The organism is Burkholderia mycopellens, assembly GCF_964265025.1.
Lineage (GTDB): Bacteria > Pseudomonadota > Gammaproteobacteria > Burkholderiales > Burkholderiaceae > Burkholderia.
In genome coordinates, this window is record NZ_OZ183802.1 from 1,007,844 (window position 1) to 1,024,480 (window position 16,637).

Annotated in this window: 15 protein-coding genes; 7 read left to right on the forward strand and 8 right to left on the reverse strand. The window is 67.7% G+C overall.

All coding sequences use genetic code 11. From position 1 onward, the window contains the following. Window positions 1-55: 55 nt before the first annotated feature. From ACPTTC_RS04655 to ACPTTC_RS04665, 3 genes are read left to right on the forward strand one after another with little or no spacing between them, the layout of a single operon-like run. Window positions 56-1,021, forward strand: coding sequence for an NAD-dependent epimerase/dehydratase family protein (locus ACPTTC_RS04655; RefSeq protein ID WP_423391705.1), 966 nt, complete (start codon window positions 56-58; stop codon window positions 1,019-1,021). Between the two features lie 4 nt (window positions 1,022-1,025). Continuing rightward, a complete protein-coding gene (locus tag ACPTTC_RS04660; protein ID WP_423391706.1) occupies window positions 1,026-2,042 on the forward strand; it encodes an MraY family glycosyltransferase in 1,017 nt (338 codons plus the stop codon). Between the two features lie 12 nt (window positions 2,043-2,054). Then, complete coding sequence (locus ACPTTC_RS04665; protein WP_423391707.1) at window positions 2,055-3,929, forward strand: polysaccharide biosynthesis protein; 1,875 nt, start codon at window positions 2,055-2,057, stop codon at window positions 3,927-3,929. A 92-nt stretch (window positions 3,930-4,021) separates the two neighbouring features. Here ACPTTC_RS04665 and ACPTTC_RS04670 read toward each other — a convergent pair whose 3' ends face one another. Genes ACPTTC_RS04670 through ACPTTC_RS04690 form a run of 5 tightly spaced genes read right to left on the reverse strand, consistent with a single transcriptional unit; the run spans window position 4,022 to window position 9,459 of the window. Beyond that, a complete protein-coding gene (locus ACPTTC_RS04670; RefSeq protein ID WP_423391708.1) occupies window positions 4,022-5,128 on the reverse strand; it encodes an MraY family glycosyltransferase in 1,107 nt (368 codons plus the stop codon). A 27-nt stretch (window positions 5,129-5,155) separates the two neighbouring features. Then, window positions 5,156-6,178 carry a UDP-glucose 4-epimerase GalE gene (gene galE / locus ACPTTC_RS04675; protein WP_423391709.1) on the reverse strand — a complete coding sequence of 341 codons (1,023 nt, stop codon included), beginning with the start codon at window positions 6,176-6,178 and terminating at the stop codon, window positions 5,156-5,158. A gap of 15 nt (window positions 6,179-6,193) precedes the next feature. Then, entirely contained in the window at window positions 6,194-7,330 is a 1,137-nt protein-coding gene (locus ACPTTC_RS04680) for a glycosyltransferase family 4 protein (RefSeq protein WP_423391710.1), read from the reverse strand. A 51-nt stretch (window positions 7,331-7,381) separates the two neighbouring features. Continuing rightward, window positions 7,382-8,206: a glycosyltransferase gene (locus ACPTTC_RS04685; RefSeq protein ID WP_226195529.1), complete on the reverse strand. Its 825-nt coding sequence runs from the start codon at window positions 8,204-8,206 to the stop codon at window positions 7,382-7,384. Then, on the reverse strand, window positions 8,203-9,459 hold the full coding sequence (locus ACPTTC_RS04690; RefSeq protein WP_175951539.1) for a lipopolysaccharide biosynthesis protein: 1,257 nt from the start codon (window positions 9,457-9,459) through the stop codon (window positions 8,203-8,205). The genes ACPTTC_RS04685 and ACPTTC_RS04690 overlap by 4 nt, the downstream gene beginning before the upstream one ends. A gap of 265 nt (window positions 9,460-9,724) precedes the next feature. On the opposite strand from ACPTTC_RS04690, the gene ACPTTC_RS04695 reads away from it, so the two are divergent. The 4 genes from ACPTTC_RS04695 to waaA all read left to right on the forward strand — a co-directional run bounded on the left by ACPTTC_RS04695 (window position 9,725) and on the right by waaA (window position 14,601). After that, complete coding sequence (locus ACPTTC_RS04695) at window positions 9,725-11,119, forward strand: phosphomannomutase/phosphoglucomutase (protein ID WP_423391711.1); 1,395 nt, start codon at window positions 9,725-9,727, stop codon at window positions 11,117-11,119. Between the two features lie 174 nt (window positions 11,120-11,293). Continuing rightward, window positions 11,294-12,289, forward strand: a complete 996-nt coding sequence (gene waaC / locus ACPTTC_RS04700) for a lipopolysaccharide heptosyltransferase I (protein WP_423391712.1) — start codon at window positions 11,294-11,296, stop codon at window positions 12,287-12,289. A 34-nt stretch (window positions 12,290-12,323) separates the two neighbouring features. Next, window positions 12,324-13,208, forward strand: a complete 885-nt coding sequence (locus tag ACPTTC_RS04705; RefSeq protein ID WP_089483544.1) for a Kdo hydroxylase family protein — start codon at window positions 12,324-12,326, stop codon at window positions 13,206-13,208. Between the two features lie 37 nt (window positions 13,209-13,245). Beyond that, a complete protein-coding gene (gene waaA / locus ACPTTC_RS04710; protein ID WP_423391713.1) occupies window positions 13,246-14,601 on the forward strand; it encodes a lipid IV(A) 3-deoxy-D-manno-octulosonic acid transferase in 1,356 nt (451 codons plus the stop codon). A gap of 63 nt (window positions 14,602-14,664) precedes the next feature. On the opposite strand, the gene ureG is transcribed toward waaA, so the two are convergent. From ureG to ureE, 3 genes are read right to left on the reverse strand one after another with little or no spacing between them, the layout of a single operon-like run. Then, window positions 14,665-15,312, reverse strand: coding sequence for an urease accessory protein UreG (gene ureG / locus ACPTTC_RS04715; protein ID WP_423391714.1), 648 nt, complete (start codon window positions 15,310-15,312; stop codon window positions 14,665-14,667). Window positions 15,313-15,330: 18 nt separating this feature from the next. Continuing rightward, a complete protein-coding gene (locus ACPTTC_RS04720) occupies window positions 15,331-16,011 on the reverse strand; it encodes an urease accessory protein UreF (protein ID WP_423391715.1) in 681 nt (226 codons plus the stop codon). Further along, window positions 15,998-16,633 carry an urease accessory protein UreE gene (gene ureE / locus ACPTTC_RS04725; RefSeq protein ID WP_423391716.1) on the reverse strand — a complete coding sequence of 212 codons (636 nt, stop codon included), beginning with the start codon at window positions 16,631-16,633 and terminating at the stop codon, window positions 15,998-16,000. The genes ACPTTC_RS04720 and ureE overlap by 14 nt, the downstream gene beginning before the upstream one ends. Window positions 16,634-16,637 lie beyond the last annotated feature (4 nt).

Below are 16,637 nucleotides of genomic sequence, written 5' to 3' on the forward strand. Positions count from 1 at the left end.
ACTGCACATTGCGGTTGTGCGGTAAACCGAACGGACGAATGAGTGGATGGGTGATATGCGAATCGTGATTAGCGGTGCGAATGGATTTGTCGGGCGGGCCGTCAGCGAGTTGTCGGTCGGCCGCGGGCACGAGGTGGTCGCGCTTGTACGTCGTCCCGGGACCTGCTACCCGGGGGCACGAGAGTGCGTGATCGGCGACGACAATTTCGCGGGCATCGCGGAGGATGCAGATGAGCGGATCGGCCCGTGCGATGCATTCATCCATCTTGCGGCCCGGGTCCACGTGATGCATGACCAGGCCGCCGATCCGCTCGCAGCGTTCCGCGCGGTGAACGTCGACGGTGCGTTGAATGCGGCGCGCGCCGCTTCGCGGGCCGGTGCGCGCCGCTTCGTATTCGTCAGCAGTATCAAGGCGCTGGGCGAGACGGAGCCGGGCAGACCGTGGCGCGAGAACGATCCGCCGGCACCGGCCGATCCATATGGCGTGTCCAAGCTCGAGGCGGAAGCGGCTTTACAGGCGTTTGGCCGCAGTCACGGTCTCGCCGTGACCATCGTCCGGCCGCCGCTCGTCTACGGTCCGGGCGTCGGGGCCAACTTTCTCGCATTGATGCGGGCGGTAGACAAGGGCGTACCGCTTCCGCTTTGCGCCATTCCGGCCCGCCGCAGTCTCGTCTACGTCGGCAACCTCGCAGATGCATTGCTGCGATGCGCAATCGATTCTCGTGCCGCCGACGATTGCTTTCACGTCGCCGATGATGATCCGCCGACCGTGCCCGGGTTGCTGCGCATGACGGGCGCTGCGCTCGGCAAGCGTGCCCGGCTGTTTCCGGTTCCGGTCGCGGCGTTGCGGCTGGTTGGCGTGCTGACGGGGCGGCGCGGTGCGATCGAGCGGTTGACGTCCGATTTGCGGCTTGATACCAGCCGCATCGGCGACGTGCTCGGCTGGCGGCCGCCGCATACGACCGAAGCGGGGCTCGATGCGACAGCCGTGTGGTATCGTTCGCGCGATACTCGACGATAAACACATGCACCTCGCAATAACGACGTGGACGGCGGCGGTGGTGGTGGGGCTGGTCGCCGGCGCTGTTTCGGCCGCGATCCTGCGCACGCTGCTGGCGACCGGACTCGCATGGCGGCTCGCCACCGACATTCCGAATGATCGTTCGCTTCACACGCTTCCCACGCCACGCGTCGGTGGCTGGGGCATCGTCCCGGTCTCCGTGATCGCCTTGGGGTGGCTGGCGCCGGAACTGTGGCTGATCGCCGTGAGCGCCGCCGGCCTGGCGGCAATGTCGCAGATCGACGATCGCCGCGGGCTGCCTGCCCGGGTCCGCTTCACGGTGCATGTTCTGGCGGTGGCCGTGCTGGTGGTCGCGTATCCGGTCGATGCGCCGTGGTGGGCCTTGGTCGCAGCCGGCTTTGCGATGGTCTGGCTGACCAACCTCTACAACTTCATGGATGGCTCCGACGGACTGGCCGGCGGGATGGCGGTCTTCGGATTCGGTGCACTGGCCGCTGCGGCGCTGCTCGGTGCGCAACCGTCGCCCGGCCTGCTGGCGGGCGGCGCGGCGGTTGCCGGCGCGTCGCTTGGCTTTCTCCTGCTGAATTTCCATCCCGCGCGGTTGTTTCTCGGCGACGCCGGTTCGATCCCGCTCGGCTTCATGGCCGGCGCGTTCGGCTACTGGGGCTGGCGCAGTGGCGTCTGGCCCGTCTGGTTTCCGATTATGGTGTTCTCGCCCTTTATTGCCGATGCATCTGTAACCTTGCTGAGACGTTTGTTACGCGGAGAAAAGTTCTGGCAGGCGCACCGCGAGCATTATTATCAGCGGATGGTCCGCTCGGGCGTCGGTCACCGGCGGACGGCTATCTGCTGGTACCTCGTGATGCTCGGGGGCATAATTCTGGCCCTGTGGGCATTGAGTCGCCCGGCAATGCAGCAGTGGGGGCTGTGCGTCGCCTGGTGCGGCGTTCTTGCGTGTATCGGATGCGTGATCGACGCACGCTGGCGCCGGGTTGGACCGGCCGCCGAAAACAATTCTTGAGGTCTCCCGCCGATGTTGCGATCCAAAGCATCTTGGCTGTCATTGAGTGCGTTCCTGTTCGACCTGACGGCGGTTGTTGCCGCGTGGTTGTTCGCCTATCTCGTTCGTTTCAACGGTGGCGTTCCGCATGATTTCCTGGGCGGTGCGCTGGCGGCGCTCGTCTGGGTGCTGCCTGTCTACGCGCTGATGTTCCACTGCTTCGGCCTGTATCGCGGGCTGTGGGTATTCGCGAGCCTGCCCGACCTGATGCGCATCTCGAAGGCGGTGGCAGGCGGCGGCGTGATCGTGATGATCGGCGCCGTGATGTTCCAGCCGCAGCCGATCATTCCGCGCTCGGTGTTGCTCGTGTCGCCGTTGATGCTGTTCCTCGCGATGGGCGGCGCGCGTGCGCTGTATCGTGCGACGAAGGAGTACTACCTGTACGGCGGGCTCGTCGGGAAGGGCAAGCCGGTGCTGGTGCTCGGCGCCGGCACGGCCGGCGCGAACCTCGCGCGTGAACTGTCGCGCTCGGGCGAATGGCGCCTCGTCGGCCTGCTCGATGACGATGCGACCAAGCAGGGTCGCGAGGTCTACGGTTACAAGGTGCTGGGCTCGTTCAACGACCTCAAGCACTGGACCGACGCAATGAAGGTCGAATACGCGATCATCGCGATTCCGTCGGCGTCGGTCGAGACACAGCGTCGCGTCGCGACGCTGTGCGTGCGTGCCGGCGTGAAGGCGATGGTGCTGCCGTCGCTGACCGCGCTGATGCCGGGGCAGGCCTTCCTGTCGCAGGTGCGGAACATCGATCTCGAGGATCTGCTCGGCCGCGATGCCGTGACGATCGACACGCCGCACGTCGAGGCGCTGCTGCGCGGCCGCGTCGTGATGGTGACGGGCGCGGGCGGGTCGATCGGCTCCGAGCTGTGCCGGCAGATCCTGCGCTTCGCGCCGGCGCAACTCGTTGCGTTCGACCTGTCCGAGTACGCGATGTACCGGCTGACCGAGGAACTGCGCGAGCGCTTCCCCGACCTCCCGGTCCTGCCGATCATCGGCGACGCGAAGGATTCACTGTTGCTCGACCACGTGATGTCGCGCCATGCACCGCACATCGTGTTTCACGCGGCCGCCTACAAGCACGTGCCGCTGATGGAAGACCACAACGCATGGCAGGCGCTGCGCAACAACGTGCTCGGCACGTATCGTGTGGCGCGGGCGGCGATCCGCCATGACGTGCGCCATTTCGTGCTGATCTCGACCGACAAGGCCGTCAATCCGACCAACGTGATGGGCGCAAGCAAGCGCCTCGCCGAAATGGCCTGCCAGGCGTTGCAGCAGACGAGCGGGCGTACGCAGTTCGAGACCGTGCGGTTCGGCAATGTGCTCGGCAGCGCCGGCAGCGTGATTCCGAAGTTCCAGCAGCAGATCGCGAAGGGCGGTCCGGTCACGGTCACGCACCCGGAGATCACGCGTTTCTTCATGACGATCCCGGAAGCGTCGCAGCTCGTGCTGCAGGCGTCGAGCATGGGGCATGGCGGCGAGATCTTCATTCTCGACATGGGCGAGCCGGTGAAGATCGTCGATCTCGCATGCGATCTGATCCGCCTGTACGGCTTCTCGGAAGAGCAGATCCGGATCGAGTTCACCGGGCTGCGGCCGGGCGAAAAGCTCTACGAGGAGTTGCTTGCGGACGACGAGGCGACGACGCGCACCCCGCATCCGAAGCTGCGGATCGCGCGGGCGCGGGAAGTGCCGGACAATTTCCTCGACGAGCTGCTGCCGTGGCTGATGCAGCATCGTGTGCTGTCCGACGACGAAGTGCGGCGCGACTTGCGGCGCTGGGTGCCCGAGTATCAGACGGCCGCTGTTCCGGCGCTGAAGAGCGTTCGGGTCGCGTCGAACCGCTGACGCCGAGGTCGTTGCGTCGCCACGCGGAGGCCAGCCGGTCCAAAAGAAAAGCGCCCCGAGGGGCGCTTTTTTCATGTGCGGCTGCCGACGGTTCAGCGACTGTGCCGATGCTTCCTCACCACCATCCACCTCGGCGCCCTGAACCGCACGATGCTGAGGTACAGCCACACATAGGTCAGCGCGAACAGCACGACGAACACGAACAGATGCACCGTGTGCCGCCAGAACAGCGTCGCGGGTATTACCGCGACGAGGCACAGCAGCCACAGGTACGGCGATGTCAGCGAATTGCGGCGCGTCAGGTCGTGCGCGTGCTTCGTGCCGACGGCCCAGCGCATCAGCCGCTTGTACACGAGCATGTGCAGGTGCACGCCGTCCGGAATGCCGGGTGACATTCCGCGGATGAATTTCTTCCGGTAGATCGAGAAGCAGGTCTCGAAGATCGGGTACATGAACAGCAGCACCGGGTACCACGCGGACACCTCGCGGTTGCGCATCACGAGCATGATCGCGAGTTCCGCGAGCATGAAGCCGATGAAATACGCGCCGCCGTCGCCGAGGAAGATCAGCCCGGCCGGGAAGTTCCACAGGAAGAAGCCGAGCACGGCGCCCATCATGATGATCGACGCGGACATGACGACCGGGTCACCAACCTGGAACGCGACGTACGCAAGCGACGCGAACATCATGAAGCTGACCATCGACGCGAGTCCGTTGAACCCGTCGATGATGTTGATCGCGTTCGCCAGCGCGGCCACCGCGAGCACCGTGATGAACGCGGAGATGGCCACGTAGCCGAGCAGGAAATCGAGCGGCGGCACGCTGATGCGCTTGACCGCGATACCGAGCAGCCAGAACGCCAGTGCGGCCGCACCCATCGTGCAGAGCAGCCGCGCGCGCGGCGACACGCGCTTGGTCAGGTCCTCGACGAGGCCGGACAGGAACGCCGGCAGCCCGCAGGCGGCGATGCCGAGTATGCTGCCGGCGATCGTCGGGTAGCGCCGGGACAGCACCAGCGCGGCAACGACGACCCCGGCAAGGATCCCGATGCCCCCGACCCGCGGCACGGGCCGCACGTGGAATTTCTGCACGCCGGCCAGGTCGCTGTCGATCGAGAATTTCTCGTGAAGGTGCGCGTAGCGCACGATGAACAGCGTGACGAGCAGGGAGACGATGAAGCCGGACGCGAAGCTGAGCATGGGATCGCTCGAAAAATGGACAGCGGATTATACAAAACCGCGCGGGTTCCCCTCCTGCCATCGCCAGTGATCGGCACACATTTCCTCGATGCCGAGCGTCGCGCGCCAGCCGATGATGTCGGCCGCGGCCTGCGGGTTCGCGTAGCACTCGGCGATGTCGCCCGGGCGGCGTGCGACGAGTTCGTACGGCACCGGGCGGCCCGATGCCTTCTCGAACGCGCGTATGACTTCCAGCACGCTGTAGCCCTGGCCGGTGCCCAGGTTGACGACGAAGCTCGCATCGCGCTTCGCCAGCGCATCGAGCGCGGCGATGTGGCCCTTCGCGAGATCGACGACGTGGATGTAATCGCGCACGCCCGTGCCGTCCGGCGTCGGGTAGTCGGAGCCGAACACGCGCAGCTTTTCCAGCTTGCCGACCGCGACCTGCGCGACATACGGCATCAGGTTGTTCGGGATGCCGGCCGGATCCTCGCCGATCAGCCCGCTCGCGTGCGCGCCGACGGGGTTGAAGTAGCGCAGCGTGGCGATTCGCCACGACGGGTCGGAAACCTCGAGATCGCGCAGGATCTGCTCGGCGATCAGCTTCGACTGGCCGTACGGGTTCGTCGCGGACAGCGGGAACGATTCGTCGATCGGCGAGCGCTCGGGCACGCCGTACACGGTCGCGGACGAGCTGAACACGAACTGCTTGACGTTGCGCTCGCGCATCACCTTGAGCACGGCAAGCAGGCCGCCGAGGTTGTTCTGGTAGTACTCGAGTGGCTTCGCGACCGATTCGCCGACGGCCTTGAGCGCCGCGAAATGGATCGTGCCGGTGATCGGGTGTGCGTCGAATACCTTGCCGAGCGCGGCTTCGTCGCACACGTCGACCTGATGGAACGCGGGCGTCTTGCCTGTGATCCGCTCGATGCGGCGCACGGATTCGGCCTTGCTGTTGACGAGGTTGTCGACGATCACGACGTCGTAGCCGTTGTCGAGCAGCTCGACGGCCGTGTGCGAGCCGATGTAGCCCGCGCCACCGGTAACGAGGATGGTGCCTTTAGCGGTCATTGCGGATGCGCTCCTTCAGAGGGGGATGCCGGTTAACGAATGAATGGTACGCCGGTAGCGTTCGACGACCTGCTGCTCGTCGAATTCCACCGTAACCTTCTGCCGGCCGCGTGCGCCCATTGCGTCGCGGCCGGCCGTTCCGAGTTCGATCATGCGGAGCAACTGCTCCGCGAGACTCCCGCTGTCGCGCACGCGGCACAGGAAGCCCGTTTCGCCGTCGGCGACGACGTCGCGGCAGCCCGGCACGTCGGTCGCGACGATCGGGCGGCCCATCGCCGACGCTTCCATCAGCGTGCGCGGCACGCCTTCGCGGTAGGACGGCAGCACGACGCAGTCGGCCGCCGCGATATGCGGGCGCACGTCGTGCGCCTCGCCGAGATATTCGATTACGCCTTCGCCGATCCACGCATCGACGTCCGCGCGGGCGATCGCGCTTGGATTGTCGACGCCGAGCGGCCCGAGCAGCTGGAAGCGCGCGTTCGGGAAGCGTGCGCGCACGATGCGCGCGGCCTCCACGTATTCGCGCACGCCCTTGTCCCACAGCAGCCGGCCGATCAGGATGAAGACGGGCGCGTCGCCAGCGGGCAGCGGCACGGGCGCGAACTGTTCGAGATCGACGCCTTCGCCGTGCAGCAGCCGCGCGCGTTCGGGGTGCGCGAGCAACTGCTCGTCGGTGAAGGTCGCGAGATCGTCGCGGTTCAGGAACCACACTTCACGGGGGAAGCGGAATGCGAACCGGTACAGGCGCTTCGCGACGCTTGCCGCGCGGCTCTTCTGGATGAAGACGTAGCCGAGCCCGGTCGTCACCGCGATCGACGGCACGCGCGCGAGCCACGCGGCGACCGAGCCGTAGATGTTCGGCTTGATCGTGTAATGGAACACGAGATCGGGCTTCAGCGCGCGGTAGTGACGCAGCAGCGCGGCGAGCGTGCCGAGATCCTCGCGCGGGCTCGTGCCTTTCGACGCGACCGCGAGCGCTACGTAGCGGCAGCCCATCTGCTCGAGCAAGGGCACCGTGCGGTCGTGCGGCGCAATGACGATGACCTCGGCGCCGCGCGCGACGAGCGCACGGATCAGCCCGTGGCGATACGTGTAGATCGCCCAGGCCGTGTTGCAGACGAGCGCAATGCGCAGCGGGGAGGTGGCGGCCATGAAAAAAAGAATAAATAAAGCGTCGTAAATGCCGGATACGCCGAATGGGCGTCACGCGGACGGCCGCGCGGCGAACAGCGTCTGCTTGATCCGCTGCAGCGTGCGGTACGGCGTCACGAAATGCAGCAGGTTCTTGGCGAGGCCGGCCCAGTCGTACGGGTTCAGCACGTTGAAGTGGCTCAGCAGCAGCGTGAGCGTCGACACCAGTTGGCGCCGGCGCTTGGTCGCACTGATCCCGCCCTCGTTCAACTCGTAATAGAGGCCGAGTTCCGGCAGGTTCGCGCAATCGTAGCGTTGCATTAACCGTAAAAAAAGATCGAGATCCTCGGCCGCGCGGTACTTTGCACGATAGTTGCCCACTTCGCGCACGGCGTCGATGCGCAACATCACAGAAGGATGCACGAGCGGCGAGCGCAGGAAGCGCGTGCGGCGCAACGTCTGCGGATCGGCGGGCGGCGTCAGCATGAAGCGCGGCTCGCCGGCGCGCGACACGACCTGCGTCCACATGCCGACACAGGCCACGCGCGGGTGGGCGGCGAGATACGCGCGTTCCTTCGCGAGGCGCTGCGGCGCGGCGAGATCGCCCGCGTCGATGCGCGCCGCATAGCGGAAACCGCGCGCGGCGAGCGCGTCGATGCCGGCCGCGAGCGCACGCTCGATGCCGCCGTTCACCGGCATGCGCAGCACGTCGATCGTGAGGCCGGGCAGGTCGGGCGCGACGATCGGCGGCGTGCTGCCGTCATCGACGATCAGCACGTGCACGGGCGTGTCCTCGCGAAACGATGCGAGGGTCCGAACGACGTCGTCGTGCCCGTTGTAGGCCGGCATCAGCACGGCCACGTCGTCGAGCGGGGTCGGGCAATCAGGGGACGTCATGGTCGCAGCTTGAAACGGATGTAATAAAAATTGACGGCGGCGGCGGCCAGATAGCCGGCCGCCAGCCCGACGAGCGCGCCGTACAGGCCGAGCCGCGGGATCGCGAACAGGTTGACGAGCGCGGCGATCGCCAACGCGAGCAGCCATTTCGACAGCAACACGAATTTTGCTTGATATTTGAGAACGATAAGATTGCCTATCGCCTCGATGCCGGCGGGCACCGACAGCCAGACCGCCCAGCGGAAGATGTCGACCGACGCCTCGTAGCCGTGGCCGAACACCTTGCCGACGATCAGCGGGGCGGCGGCGTCGAGCACGAGCGCGCCGGCCGTCATCAGGCAGGCCGTCATCGCGATCAGCCGGACGATGTTGCGGCGCAGCCGCGCGACGTCCTGCACGCGGTAGACGAAGGCGGGCGCGATCGTCTGCGCAAGCATCAGCGCGAGCGTGATCCAGTTCTCGTTGAGCTGCTGCGCGGCCGAGTAGCGGCCGAGATCGGCGAACGATACGTGACGCTCGAGCATCAGGCGGTCGAGCTTCAGGAACAGGTACATGCAGATGAGGCCGAGCCAGAACACGGTGCCGGCCGTCGCAAAGTGCCTGAACAGCGGTTTGTCGAACGTCCAGCCGAGCGCGCCGCCGTTACGATGCCGGTAGTACAGCAGCAGCGCGAAGCCGATTGCGGCGGCCTCGAGCGCCCATAGCCACGCGAAGCGGGCGGGGCCCGCGGCCGCGCGGACCAGCAGCCAGACGAGCAGCGCCTTCGCCAGCGCGGTGACCATGCTGGTGACGAGCTGCGGCTTGCTGTAGGTCATGCTCTGCAGCCACGCGTTGATGACGCCGACGAAAGGCTCGCGGAACACCATCGTGACCGCGAGGCCCGCGAGCATCGCGCCGACCAGCGGATCGAAGGCGCCCGCGGCGATCGCGATCCAGGTCGCGACGAGCGCGGCGGCGGAGACGGCGATGCGCAGCGCGAAGGCGCTGCCGAGCACCGCGCCGAGCTGGGCGGGCGGGCGCTGGACGATGGTCGGGACGAGGATTTCCGCGCCGCACACCCAGGTGAGCGGCGCCAGTACCAGGAGGAGCGTATTCGCATACTGCCATTTGCCGAACACATCTGGCCCGAAATAACGGGCCAGCAGGCCGCTGATCGCGATCGCGACGCCGATCTGCGTGAGCCGTTCGAGCCCCAGCCAGACGAGATTCGCGACGGCCTTCGCGACATCCGGGTTGCCGAAGCGCTTCAGCATGCGCGGCAGCGGCGTGTGCGCAAGGCGGCCGGCAGGGCGCCCGGGGGCTGCAGGTTGGCGGCGGCGGGACGGCTAGGCATTAAAATGGGCGGCATGCGCGTCATCGAAACCCGCGATTATAAGTGGGATCGGGGTCGCTCCCGCCGTTGCGTACCTGCGGTTTCGCTCCGTGCCGGCCAGGCATGTATCATGCGCGGCACCGGCGAGAGGCCGCCACGCAGGCCAGACAATTTTCCATGCACGCAACTGAGAGAGAAGAGAATCGATGATCTCCCAATCCATCTTCAAGGCATATGACATTCGTGGCGTGGTCGGCAAGACGCTCGACACCGACACCGCGCGCGGGATCGGCCGGGCATTCGGCAGCGAAGTGCGCGCGCAGGGCGGCGATGCGGTCGTCGTCGCGCGCGACGGCCGCCTGTCCGGTCCGGACCTCGTCGGCGCGCTGGCCGACGGCCTGCGTGCGGCGGGCGTCGATGTCGTCGACGTCGGCATGGTGCCCACGCCGGTCGGCTATTTCGCGGCGAACGTCCCGCTCGCGCTGAAGGGCGGCGAGCGTCGCGTCGATTCGTGCATCGTCGTCACGGGCAGCCACAACCCGCCCGACTACAACGGCTTCAAGATGGTGCTGCGCGGCGCCGCGATCTACGGCGAGCAGATCCAGGCGCTGTACCAACGCATCGTCGACGAGCGTTTCGAGACGGGCAACGGCTCGTACGAACAGTTCGACGTGGCCGATCAATACATCGCGCGCATCGTCGGCGACATCAAGCCGGCCCGCCCGATGAAGCTCGTCGTCGACGCCGGCAACGGCGTGGCCGGCCCGCTCGCGACGCGCCTGTTCAAGGCGCTCGGCTGCGAGCTCGTCGAGCGCTTCACCGATATCGACGGCACGTTCCCGAACCACCACCCCGATCCCGCGCACCCGGAAAACCTGCAGGACGTGATTCAGGCGCTGAAGGACACCGACGCCGAGATCGGCTTCGCGTTCGACGGCGACGGCGACCGCCTCGGCGTCGTCACGAAGGACGGCCAGATCATCTATCCGGACCGCCAGCTGATGCTGTTCGCGGAAGAAGTGCTGTCGCGCAACCCGGGCGCGCAGATCATCTATGACGTGAAGTGCACGCGCCACCTCGCGCAATGGGTGAAGTCGAAGGGCGGCGAGCCGCTGATGTGGAAGACGGGCCACTCGCTCGTGAAGGCGAAGCTGCGTGAGACGGGTGCGCCGCTCGCCGGCGAAATGAGCGGCCACGTGTTCTTCAAGGATCGCTGGTACGGCTTCGACGATGGTCTCTACACGGGCGCGCGCCTGCTCGAGATCCTCGCGAAGACGGCCGATCCGAGCGCGCTGCTCAACAGCCTGCCGGACGCGATGAGCACGCCCGAATTGCAGCTCTGGCTCGACGAAGGCGAGAACTTCCGCTTGATCGACAAGCTGCAGAAGGAAGCGAAGTTCGACGGCGCCGAGGAAGTCGTGACGATCGACGGCCTGCGCGTCGAGTACCCGGACGGCTTCGGCCTCGCGCGTTCGTCGAACACGACGCCGGTCGTCGTGATGCGATTCGAGTCGGAGACGCAGGAAGGCCTCGAGCGCATCAAGGAGGACTTCCGCCGCGTACTGACGGCCGCGAAGCCGGACGTCAAGCTGCCGTTCTGAGCGCCGGCGGCCAGTGGCCGCCTACCGGACGACGGCCCGTTCGTCGGCCGTGCTTGCCCCGAAAAGCGGCGCGCGCCCCAGGCGCGCGGCCGCTTTTTGTCTGTCCGGCCCCTCGGGCGGGATAAAATCCCCCCTTTCTGCTTGTCGCCGGCTGCCTGCCGGCGTTTTTTCAGCGTGCAAAAGATCCTGATCGTACGCGTGTCGTCGCTGGGCGACGTCGTGCACAACATGCCGGTGATCGCCGATATCCGGCGCCGCCACCCCGATGCGCAGATCGACTGGCTCGTCGAGGAAAGCTTCGTCGACCTGGTCAAGCTCGTCGACGGCGTGCGCAACGTGCTGCCGTTCTCGCTGCGCCGCTGGCGCAAGAAGCCGTTTTCGGGCGCCACGTGGCGCGAGATTCGCACGTTCCGCCGGCGCCTTGCGGCCGAGCAATACGACCTCGTGATCGACTGCCAGGGCCTCATCAAGACGGCCTGGGTCGCCAGCTGGGCGCGCGGCCCGCTCGTCGGGCTCGGCAATCGCACCGACGGCGCCGGCTACGAGTGGCCGGTGCGCTTCTTCTATCGCAAGCGCGTGCCGATCGCGCCGCGCACGCATGTCGTCGAGCGCTCGCGGCAACTCGTCGCCGCCGCGCTGGGCGACCCGGCGCCAACGCCGGCCGATCCGGTCGACTTCGGCCTCGATACGCGCGCGGCGGCGCTCGCGGTGGCCGCGCTCGGCCTGAACCTGCCGGTGCCGTACGTGGTGTTCGTCCATGCGACGTCGCGTGCCGACAAGCAGTGGCCGGACGCTGCGTGGATCGAGCTCGGCCAGGCGCTCGTGCGGCGCGGAGCGTCGCTCGTGCTGCCGTGGGGCAACGACGCGGAGCGCGCGACCAGCGAGCGGCTCGCGAAGGAGTTCGGCGCGGCGGCGATCGTGCCGCCGCGGCTGTCGCTGCCGGCGGTGGTCGGGCTGATCGACGGCGCGGCCGCGACCGTCGGGGTTGATACAGGTCTTGTTCACATCGCGGCCGCGCTGAAGCGTCCGACGGTCGAACTGTACAATTTCGCGACGGCCTGGCGGACCGGCGGCTACTGGTCGCCGAACGTCGTCAATCTCGGCACGGCGGGGCACCCCCCGTCGATCGCGCAGGTGAAGTCGGCGCTCGCAGGCTTCGGTCTGCTGTAACGCTGTCACACGCGCGAACCCACGCGAACCGAACATGAGCGAATCCCAGATCATCGAAGTCCCGTCCGCCGACTGGAGCGGACACAACCTGTCGGCGCCGCGCGAGCAGCTGCTGGCCGCCGTCGAGGAAGGCAAGGTGCTGTATTTCCCGCACCTGCGCTTCGCGATCGAAGGCGGCGAGGAAGCGCTGCTCGATCCGGCGCTCGCCGACCCGAAACGCAAGAACATCAGCCTCGCGCCGAACGGCGGCGCGCTCGCCGGTGTGCTCGGCGACAGCGTCACGCAGTCGGCGGTGCGCGCGCTCGTCGCGCGCTTCCAGCAGCAGGCCGGCACGCTCGTCGACGGCCTCTTTCCCGAATACCGCGGCAAGCTGCGCGTCGCGCCGACGAGCCTGCGGCTGATGCAGGTCGAGACGCGCCAGACGTCGTGGCGCAAGGACGACAGCCGGCTGCACGTCGACGCGTTCCCGTCGCGGCCGAACTACGGCGAGCGCATCCTGCGCGTGTTCACGAACGTGAACCCGGCCGGCGTGCCGCGCGTGTGGCGCGTCGGCGAGCCGTTCGAGGATGTCGCGAAGCGCTTCCTGCCGCACATCAAGCCGCAGTTGCCGGGCGCTGCGTGGCTGCTGAACCTGCTGCACGTGACGAAGTCGCCGCGCAGCGCGTACGACCACCTGATGCTGAACCTGCATGACAGCATGAAGGCCGATCTCGACTACCAGAAAACCTGCCCGCAGCAGACGATGCCGTTCCCGCCGGGCAGCGTGTGGATATGTTTCTCCGATCAGACTTCGCACGCTGTGATGTCCGGCCAGTTCATGCTCGAACAGACCTTCTTCCTGCCGGTCGACGCGATGGTCCGCCGCGAATGCGCGCCGCTCGGCATTCTCGAACGCCTGAAGGGCAGGGCGCTGGTTTGAGCGCGCATCTTCTCCGAAGCAAGACAAGGGCTGTTACATGCTGAGGGCGATCTATCGCGCGTTGTGGTGGCTCGTCGCACCGATCGCCGTCATCCGGCTTTGCGTGCGCTCGCGCAAGGAGCGCGGCTATCGCGAGCACATCGGCGAACGGTTCGGTTACGTGGCGGGCCGCTCGCGCGACGACCGTGCGCCGCTGATCTGGGTGCATGCGGTATCGGTCGGCGAGACGCGCGCGGCGCAGCCGCTGATCGACGCGCTGATGCACGCACGCCCCGATGCGCGCATCCTGCTCACGCACATGACGCCGAGCGGCCGCGCGACCGGCGAACAGATCTTCGGCGATCGCGTGCTGCGCTGCTACCTGCCGTACGACATGCCCGGCGCGGTACGGCGCTTCCTGCGCGCGTGGCGGCCGACGCTCGGCCTCGTGATGGAAACCGAGGTGTGGCCCACGCTGATCGACGAGTGCCGCCGAGCGGACGTGCCGCTGGTGCTGACCAATGCGCGCATGTCCGCGCGTTCTTTCCGGCGGGCATCGAAGTTCGGCGCGGCGACGCACGACGTGTTCGGCGGCTTCTCGCGCGTGCTCGCGCAGAGCCCGGCCGACGCGGAGCGGCTGACGTCGCTCGGCGCGCGCAACGTGACCGTGCTCGGCAACCTCAAGTTCGACATGGCGACGCCGCCCGAACTCGCGGCGCGCGGCCATGCGTGGCGCGACGCGATTGGCGCGCGGCCCGTGTGGGTTGCCGCGAGCACGCGCGAGAACGAAGAAGCACTGGTGCTCGACGCATTCGCGGCGATGCGCACGCCCGGTGCGCTGCTGGTGCTCGTGCCGCGTCATCCGCAGCGCTTCGCGGAGGTCGAGGCGCTCGTCGAGCGCAGCGGGCTCAAGTGCGTGCGGCGCTCCGTCTGGGCGGCCGACAAGGTGGCGCTCGCGTCCGGCAGGCCGGCTGCCGAGCCGCTGTCGGACGACGTGACGGTGCTGCTCGGCGATTCGATGGGCGAGCTCGGCGCGTATTACGCGGCGGCCGACATCGCGTTCATCGGCGGCAGCCTGCTGCCGCTCGGCGGTCAGAACCTGATCGAAGCGTGCGCGGTCGGCGTGCCGGTGCTGATCGGGAAGCACGTGTTCAACTTCACGCAGGCGACCGCCGACGCGGTCGCCGCCGGTGCGGCGCTGCAGGTCGAGGATCCGCTCGATCTCGCGCACGTGCTCGATGCGCTGTTCGCCGACAAGGCGCGGCGCATCGCGATGGGCGCGGCCGGCGCGGCGTTCGCGTCGCGCCACCGCGGCGCGACCGCACGCACGGTCGACGTGCTCGCGGCACTGCTGCCGCCCGCCGAGCGTGGCGGGCGCGCGCTGCAGGACGCGCAGGACACGTCCGACGAATAGGCGAAGGCGGCGCAATGCCGCCGGGGGCACGCGTGGCGGCACCGTATGGCGCCGCCGCGCTGCTCAGACCGTCAGCAGACCTTTCTTCTCGATGAACGCGATGACGTCCGCGACGCCTTCGAGCGCTTTCAGGTTCGTCATCACGTAAGGCCGCTCGCCGCGCATCTTCTTCGTGTCGGACGCCATCACGTCGAGGTTCGCGCCGACCAGCGGCGCGAGATCCGTCTTGTTGATCACGAGAAGGTCGGACTTCGTGATGCCGGGGCCGCCCTTGCGCGGAATCTTCTCGCCGCCCGCGACATCGATCACGTAGATCGTCAGGTCCGACAGCTCGGGGCTGAAGGTCGCCGCGAGATTGTCGCCGCCCGATTCGATGAACACGATGTCGGCATCGGGAAAGCGCGACAGCATTCGGTCGACGGCCTCGAGATTGATCGACGCATCCTCGCGGATCGCCGTGTGCGGGCAGCCGCCCGTCTCGACGCCCATGATGCGTTCCTCGGGCAGCGCGCCCGCGACCGTCAGCAGCCGCTGGTCTTCCTTCGTATAGATGTCGTTGGTGATCGCGACGAGGTCGTACTGGTCTCGCATTGCCTTGCACAGCATTTCGAGCAGCGTGGTCTTGCCGGAGCCGACGGGGCCGCCGATGCCGACGCGCAGCGGCGGCAGTTTCTTCGTGCGGCGGGCGGGGGAGGGGGCAGGTACGTTCATGGCGTGGGGCGTCGTGGTTCAGGAGCGGAACAACCGCGAATACTGGGTTTCGTGCCGCGCGGACAGGATGCCGAGCTGCGGCGCGAAGGTGTTGACGGCGTCGGGCGGCGTCGCGAGCGCGCGGCGCACGGCCGCGTCGATCGCGCCGCGCAGCGCGACGATGATGCGTTGCCCGGCGAGCTGGCCGAGCGGTACGGCCTTCAGCGCGGCGGACGTCTGGTTCTCGACCCAGCCGAATGCGTACGCGGCGAGCACCGCTTCGGCGCTCGCGTCGTGCGCGGCGGCTGCGTATGCGAATGCAGTGGGCAGTGCGATTGGCGTCATCGCGGCGAGCGTCACGCGGCGCGCGGCATCGCCCCATTCGAGCGACGCGCAGAGCTGCGCGAGCGACCAGCCCATCTGTTCGGTCTCGCGGCGCAGTTCGGACGATTCGCGGCTCGCGATGAACCACGCATTCTCGGCGACGAGCGCCGCCGCGTCGTGCGCGTGCCAGCGCGCGAGCTGGTGCGCGAGGAACGGCAGCTCGCCGTGCGCGAGCACGTCGGTCAGGCCGCTCGCGATCCAGTCGCGCGCGGTATCCGCGTCGTGGATCAGGTTTGCGTCGAGCGCCGCTTCGAGCCCCTGCGAATAGCTGAACGCGCCGATCGGCAGCGCCGGCGACGCAAGGTGCAGCAGCGCGACGAGTTCAGTGGTGGTCATGGCCGTGGCCGTGCGCGCAACCGGGACCATGTTGATGGTCGTGGTCGTGGTCGTGGTCGTGGTCGTGCGAGTGCGAGTGCGAGTGCGAGTGCGAGTGCGAATGGCCGTGGTGCTCGCCGAACACTTGCTGCGCGAGCGCGTAATCCTCGGCGAACGTCGCATCGTGCCCGTGCTTGTGGCCGCCGCCGTACGCGCCGGCTTCCGGCTGGAACGGTGCGAGGGTCTCCTCGACCTGCGAGCCGAGCCGGCGCAGCATGTCCGCGAGCACCGGGTCGGCTTCGAGTTTCAGGTAACCGTCGCCGATCTCGACCGGCGTGTGACGGTTGCCGAGGTGGTACGCGGCGCGCATCAGCGTGAGCGGATCGGCCGCGCGCACGCGCAGCACGGCTTCGGGCGCCGCGGCAATGCGCACGAGCGCGCCATCGTCGGCGACGAGCACGTCGCCGTCGCGCAGGATCGTGCCGCGCGGCAGCAGGACCGCAACGTCCTCGCCGGTGTCGAGCGTCGCCGCGAGGCGGCTCTTGCAGCGGGCGTCGTAAGCGAGCGTGAGCGTCGGCGCGCGCGCGACGAGCGACGCGGCGAGTTTCACGTTCGGGGCAATGCGTTTGTCGAGGGTGCGCATGAAA

Excerpts from the sequence above, each read along its gene's own strand:
- ACPTTC_RS04705 (WP_089483544.1), top strand. The coding sequence starts at position 12,324 with ATGAGCGAATCCCAGATCATCGAAGTCCCGTCCGCCGACTGGAGCGGA.
- ACPTTC_RS04660 (WP_423391706.1), top strand. The coding sequence starts at position 1,026 with ATGCACCTCGCAATAACGACGTGGACGGCGGCGGTGGTGGTGGGGCTG.
- ACPTTC_RS04665 (WP_423391707.1), top strand. The coding sequence starts at position 2,055 with ATGTTGCGATCCAAAGCATCTTGGCTGTCATTGAGTGCGTTCCTGTTC.
- ureE (WP_423391716.1), bottom strand. The coding sequence starts at position 16,633 with ATGCGCACCCTCGACAAACGCATTGCCCCGAACGTGAAACTCGCCGCG.
- waaA (WP_423391713.1), top strand. The coding sequence starts at position 13,246 with ATGCTGAGGGCGATCTATCGCGCGTTGTGGTGGCTCGTCGCACCGATC.
- ACPTTC_RS04655 (WP_423391705.1), top strand. The coding sequence starts at position 56 with ATGCGAATCGTGATTAGCGGTGCGAATGGATTTGTCGGGCGGGCCGTC.
- ureG (WP_423391714.1), bottom strand. The coding sequence starts at position 15,312 with ATGAACGTACCTGCCCCCTCCCCCGCCCGCCGCACGAAGAAACTGCCG.
- ACPTTC_RS04685 (WP_226195529.1), bottom strand. The coding sequence starts at position 8,206 with ATGACGTCCCCTGATTGCCCGACCCCGCTCGACGACGTGGCCGTGCTG.
- ACPTTC_RS04695 (WP_423391711.1), top strand. The coding sequence starts at position 9,725 with ATGATCTCCCAATCCATCTTCAAGGCATATGACATTCGTGGCGTGGTC.
- galE (WP_423391709.1), bottom strand. The coding sequence starts at position 6,178 with ATGACCGCTAAAGGCACCATCCTCGTTACCGGTGGCGCGGGCTACATC.
- ACPTTC_RS04670 (WP_423391708.1), bottom strand. The coding sequence starts at position 5,128 with ATGCTCAGCTTCGCGTCCGGCTTCATCGTCTCCCTGCTCGTCACGCTG.
- ACPTTC_RS04690 (WP_175951539.1), bottom strand. The coding sequence starts at position 9,459 with ATGCTGAAGCGCTTCGGCAACCCGGATGTCGCGAAGGCCGTCGCGAAT.
- ACPTTC_RS04680 (WP_423391710.1), bottom strand. The coding sequence starts at position 7,330 with ATGGCCGCCACCTCCCCGCTGCGCATTGCGCTCGTCTGCAACACGGCC.
- ACPTTC_RS04720 (WP_423391715.1), bottom strand. The coding sequence starts at position 16,011 with ATGACCACCACTGAACTCGTCGCGCTGCTGCACCTTGCGTCGCCGGCG.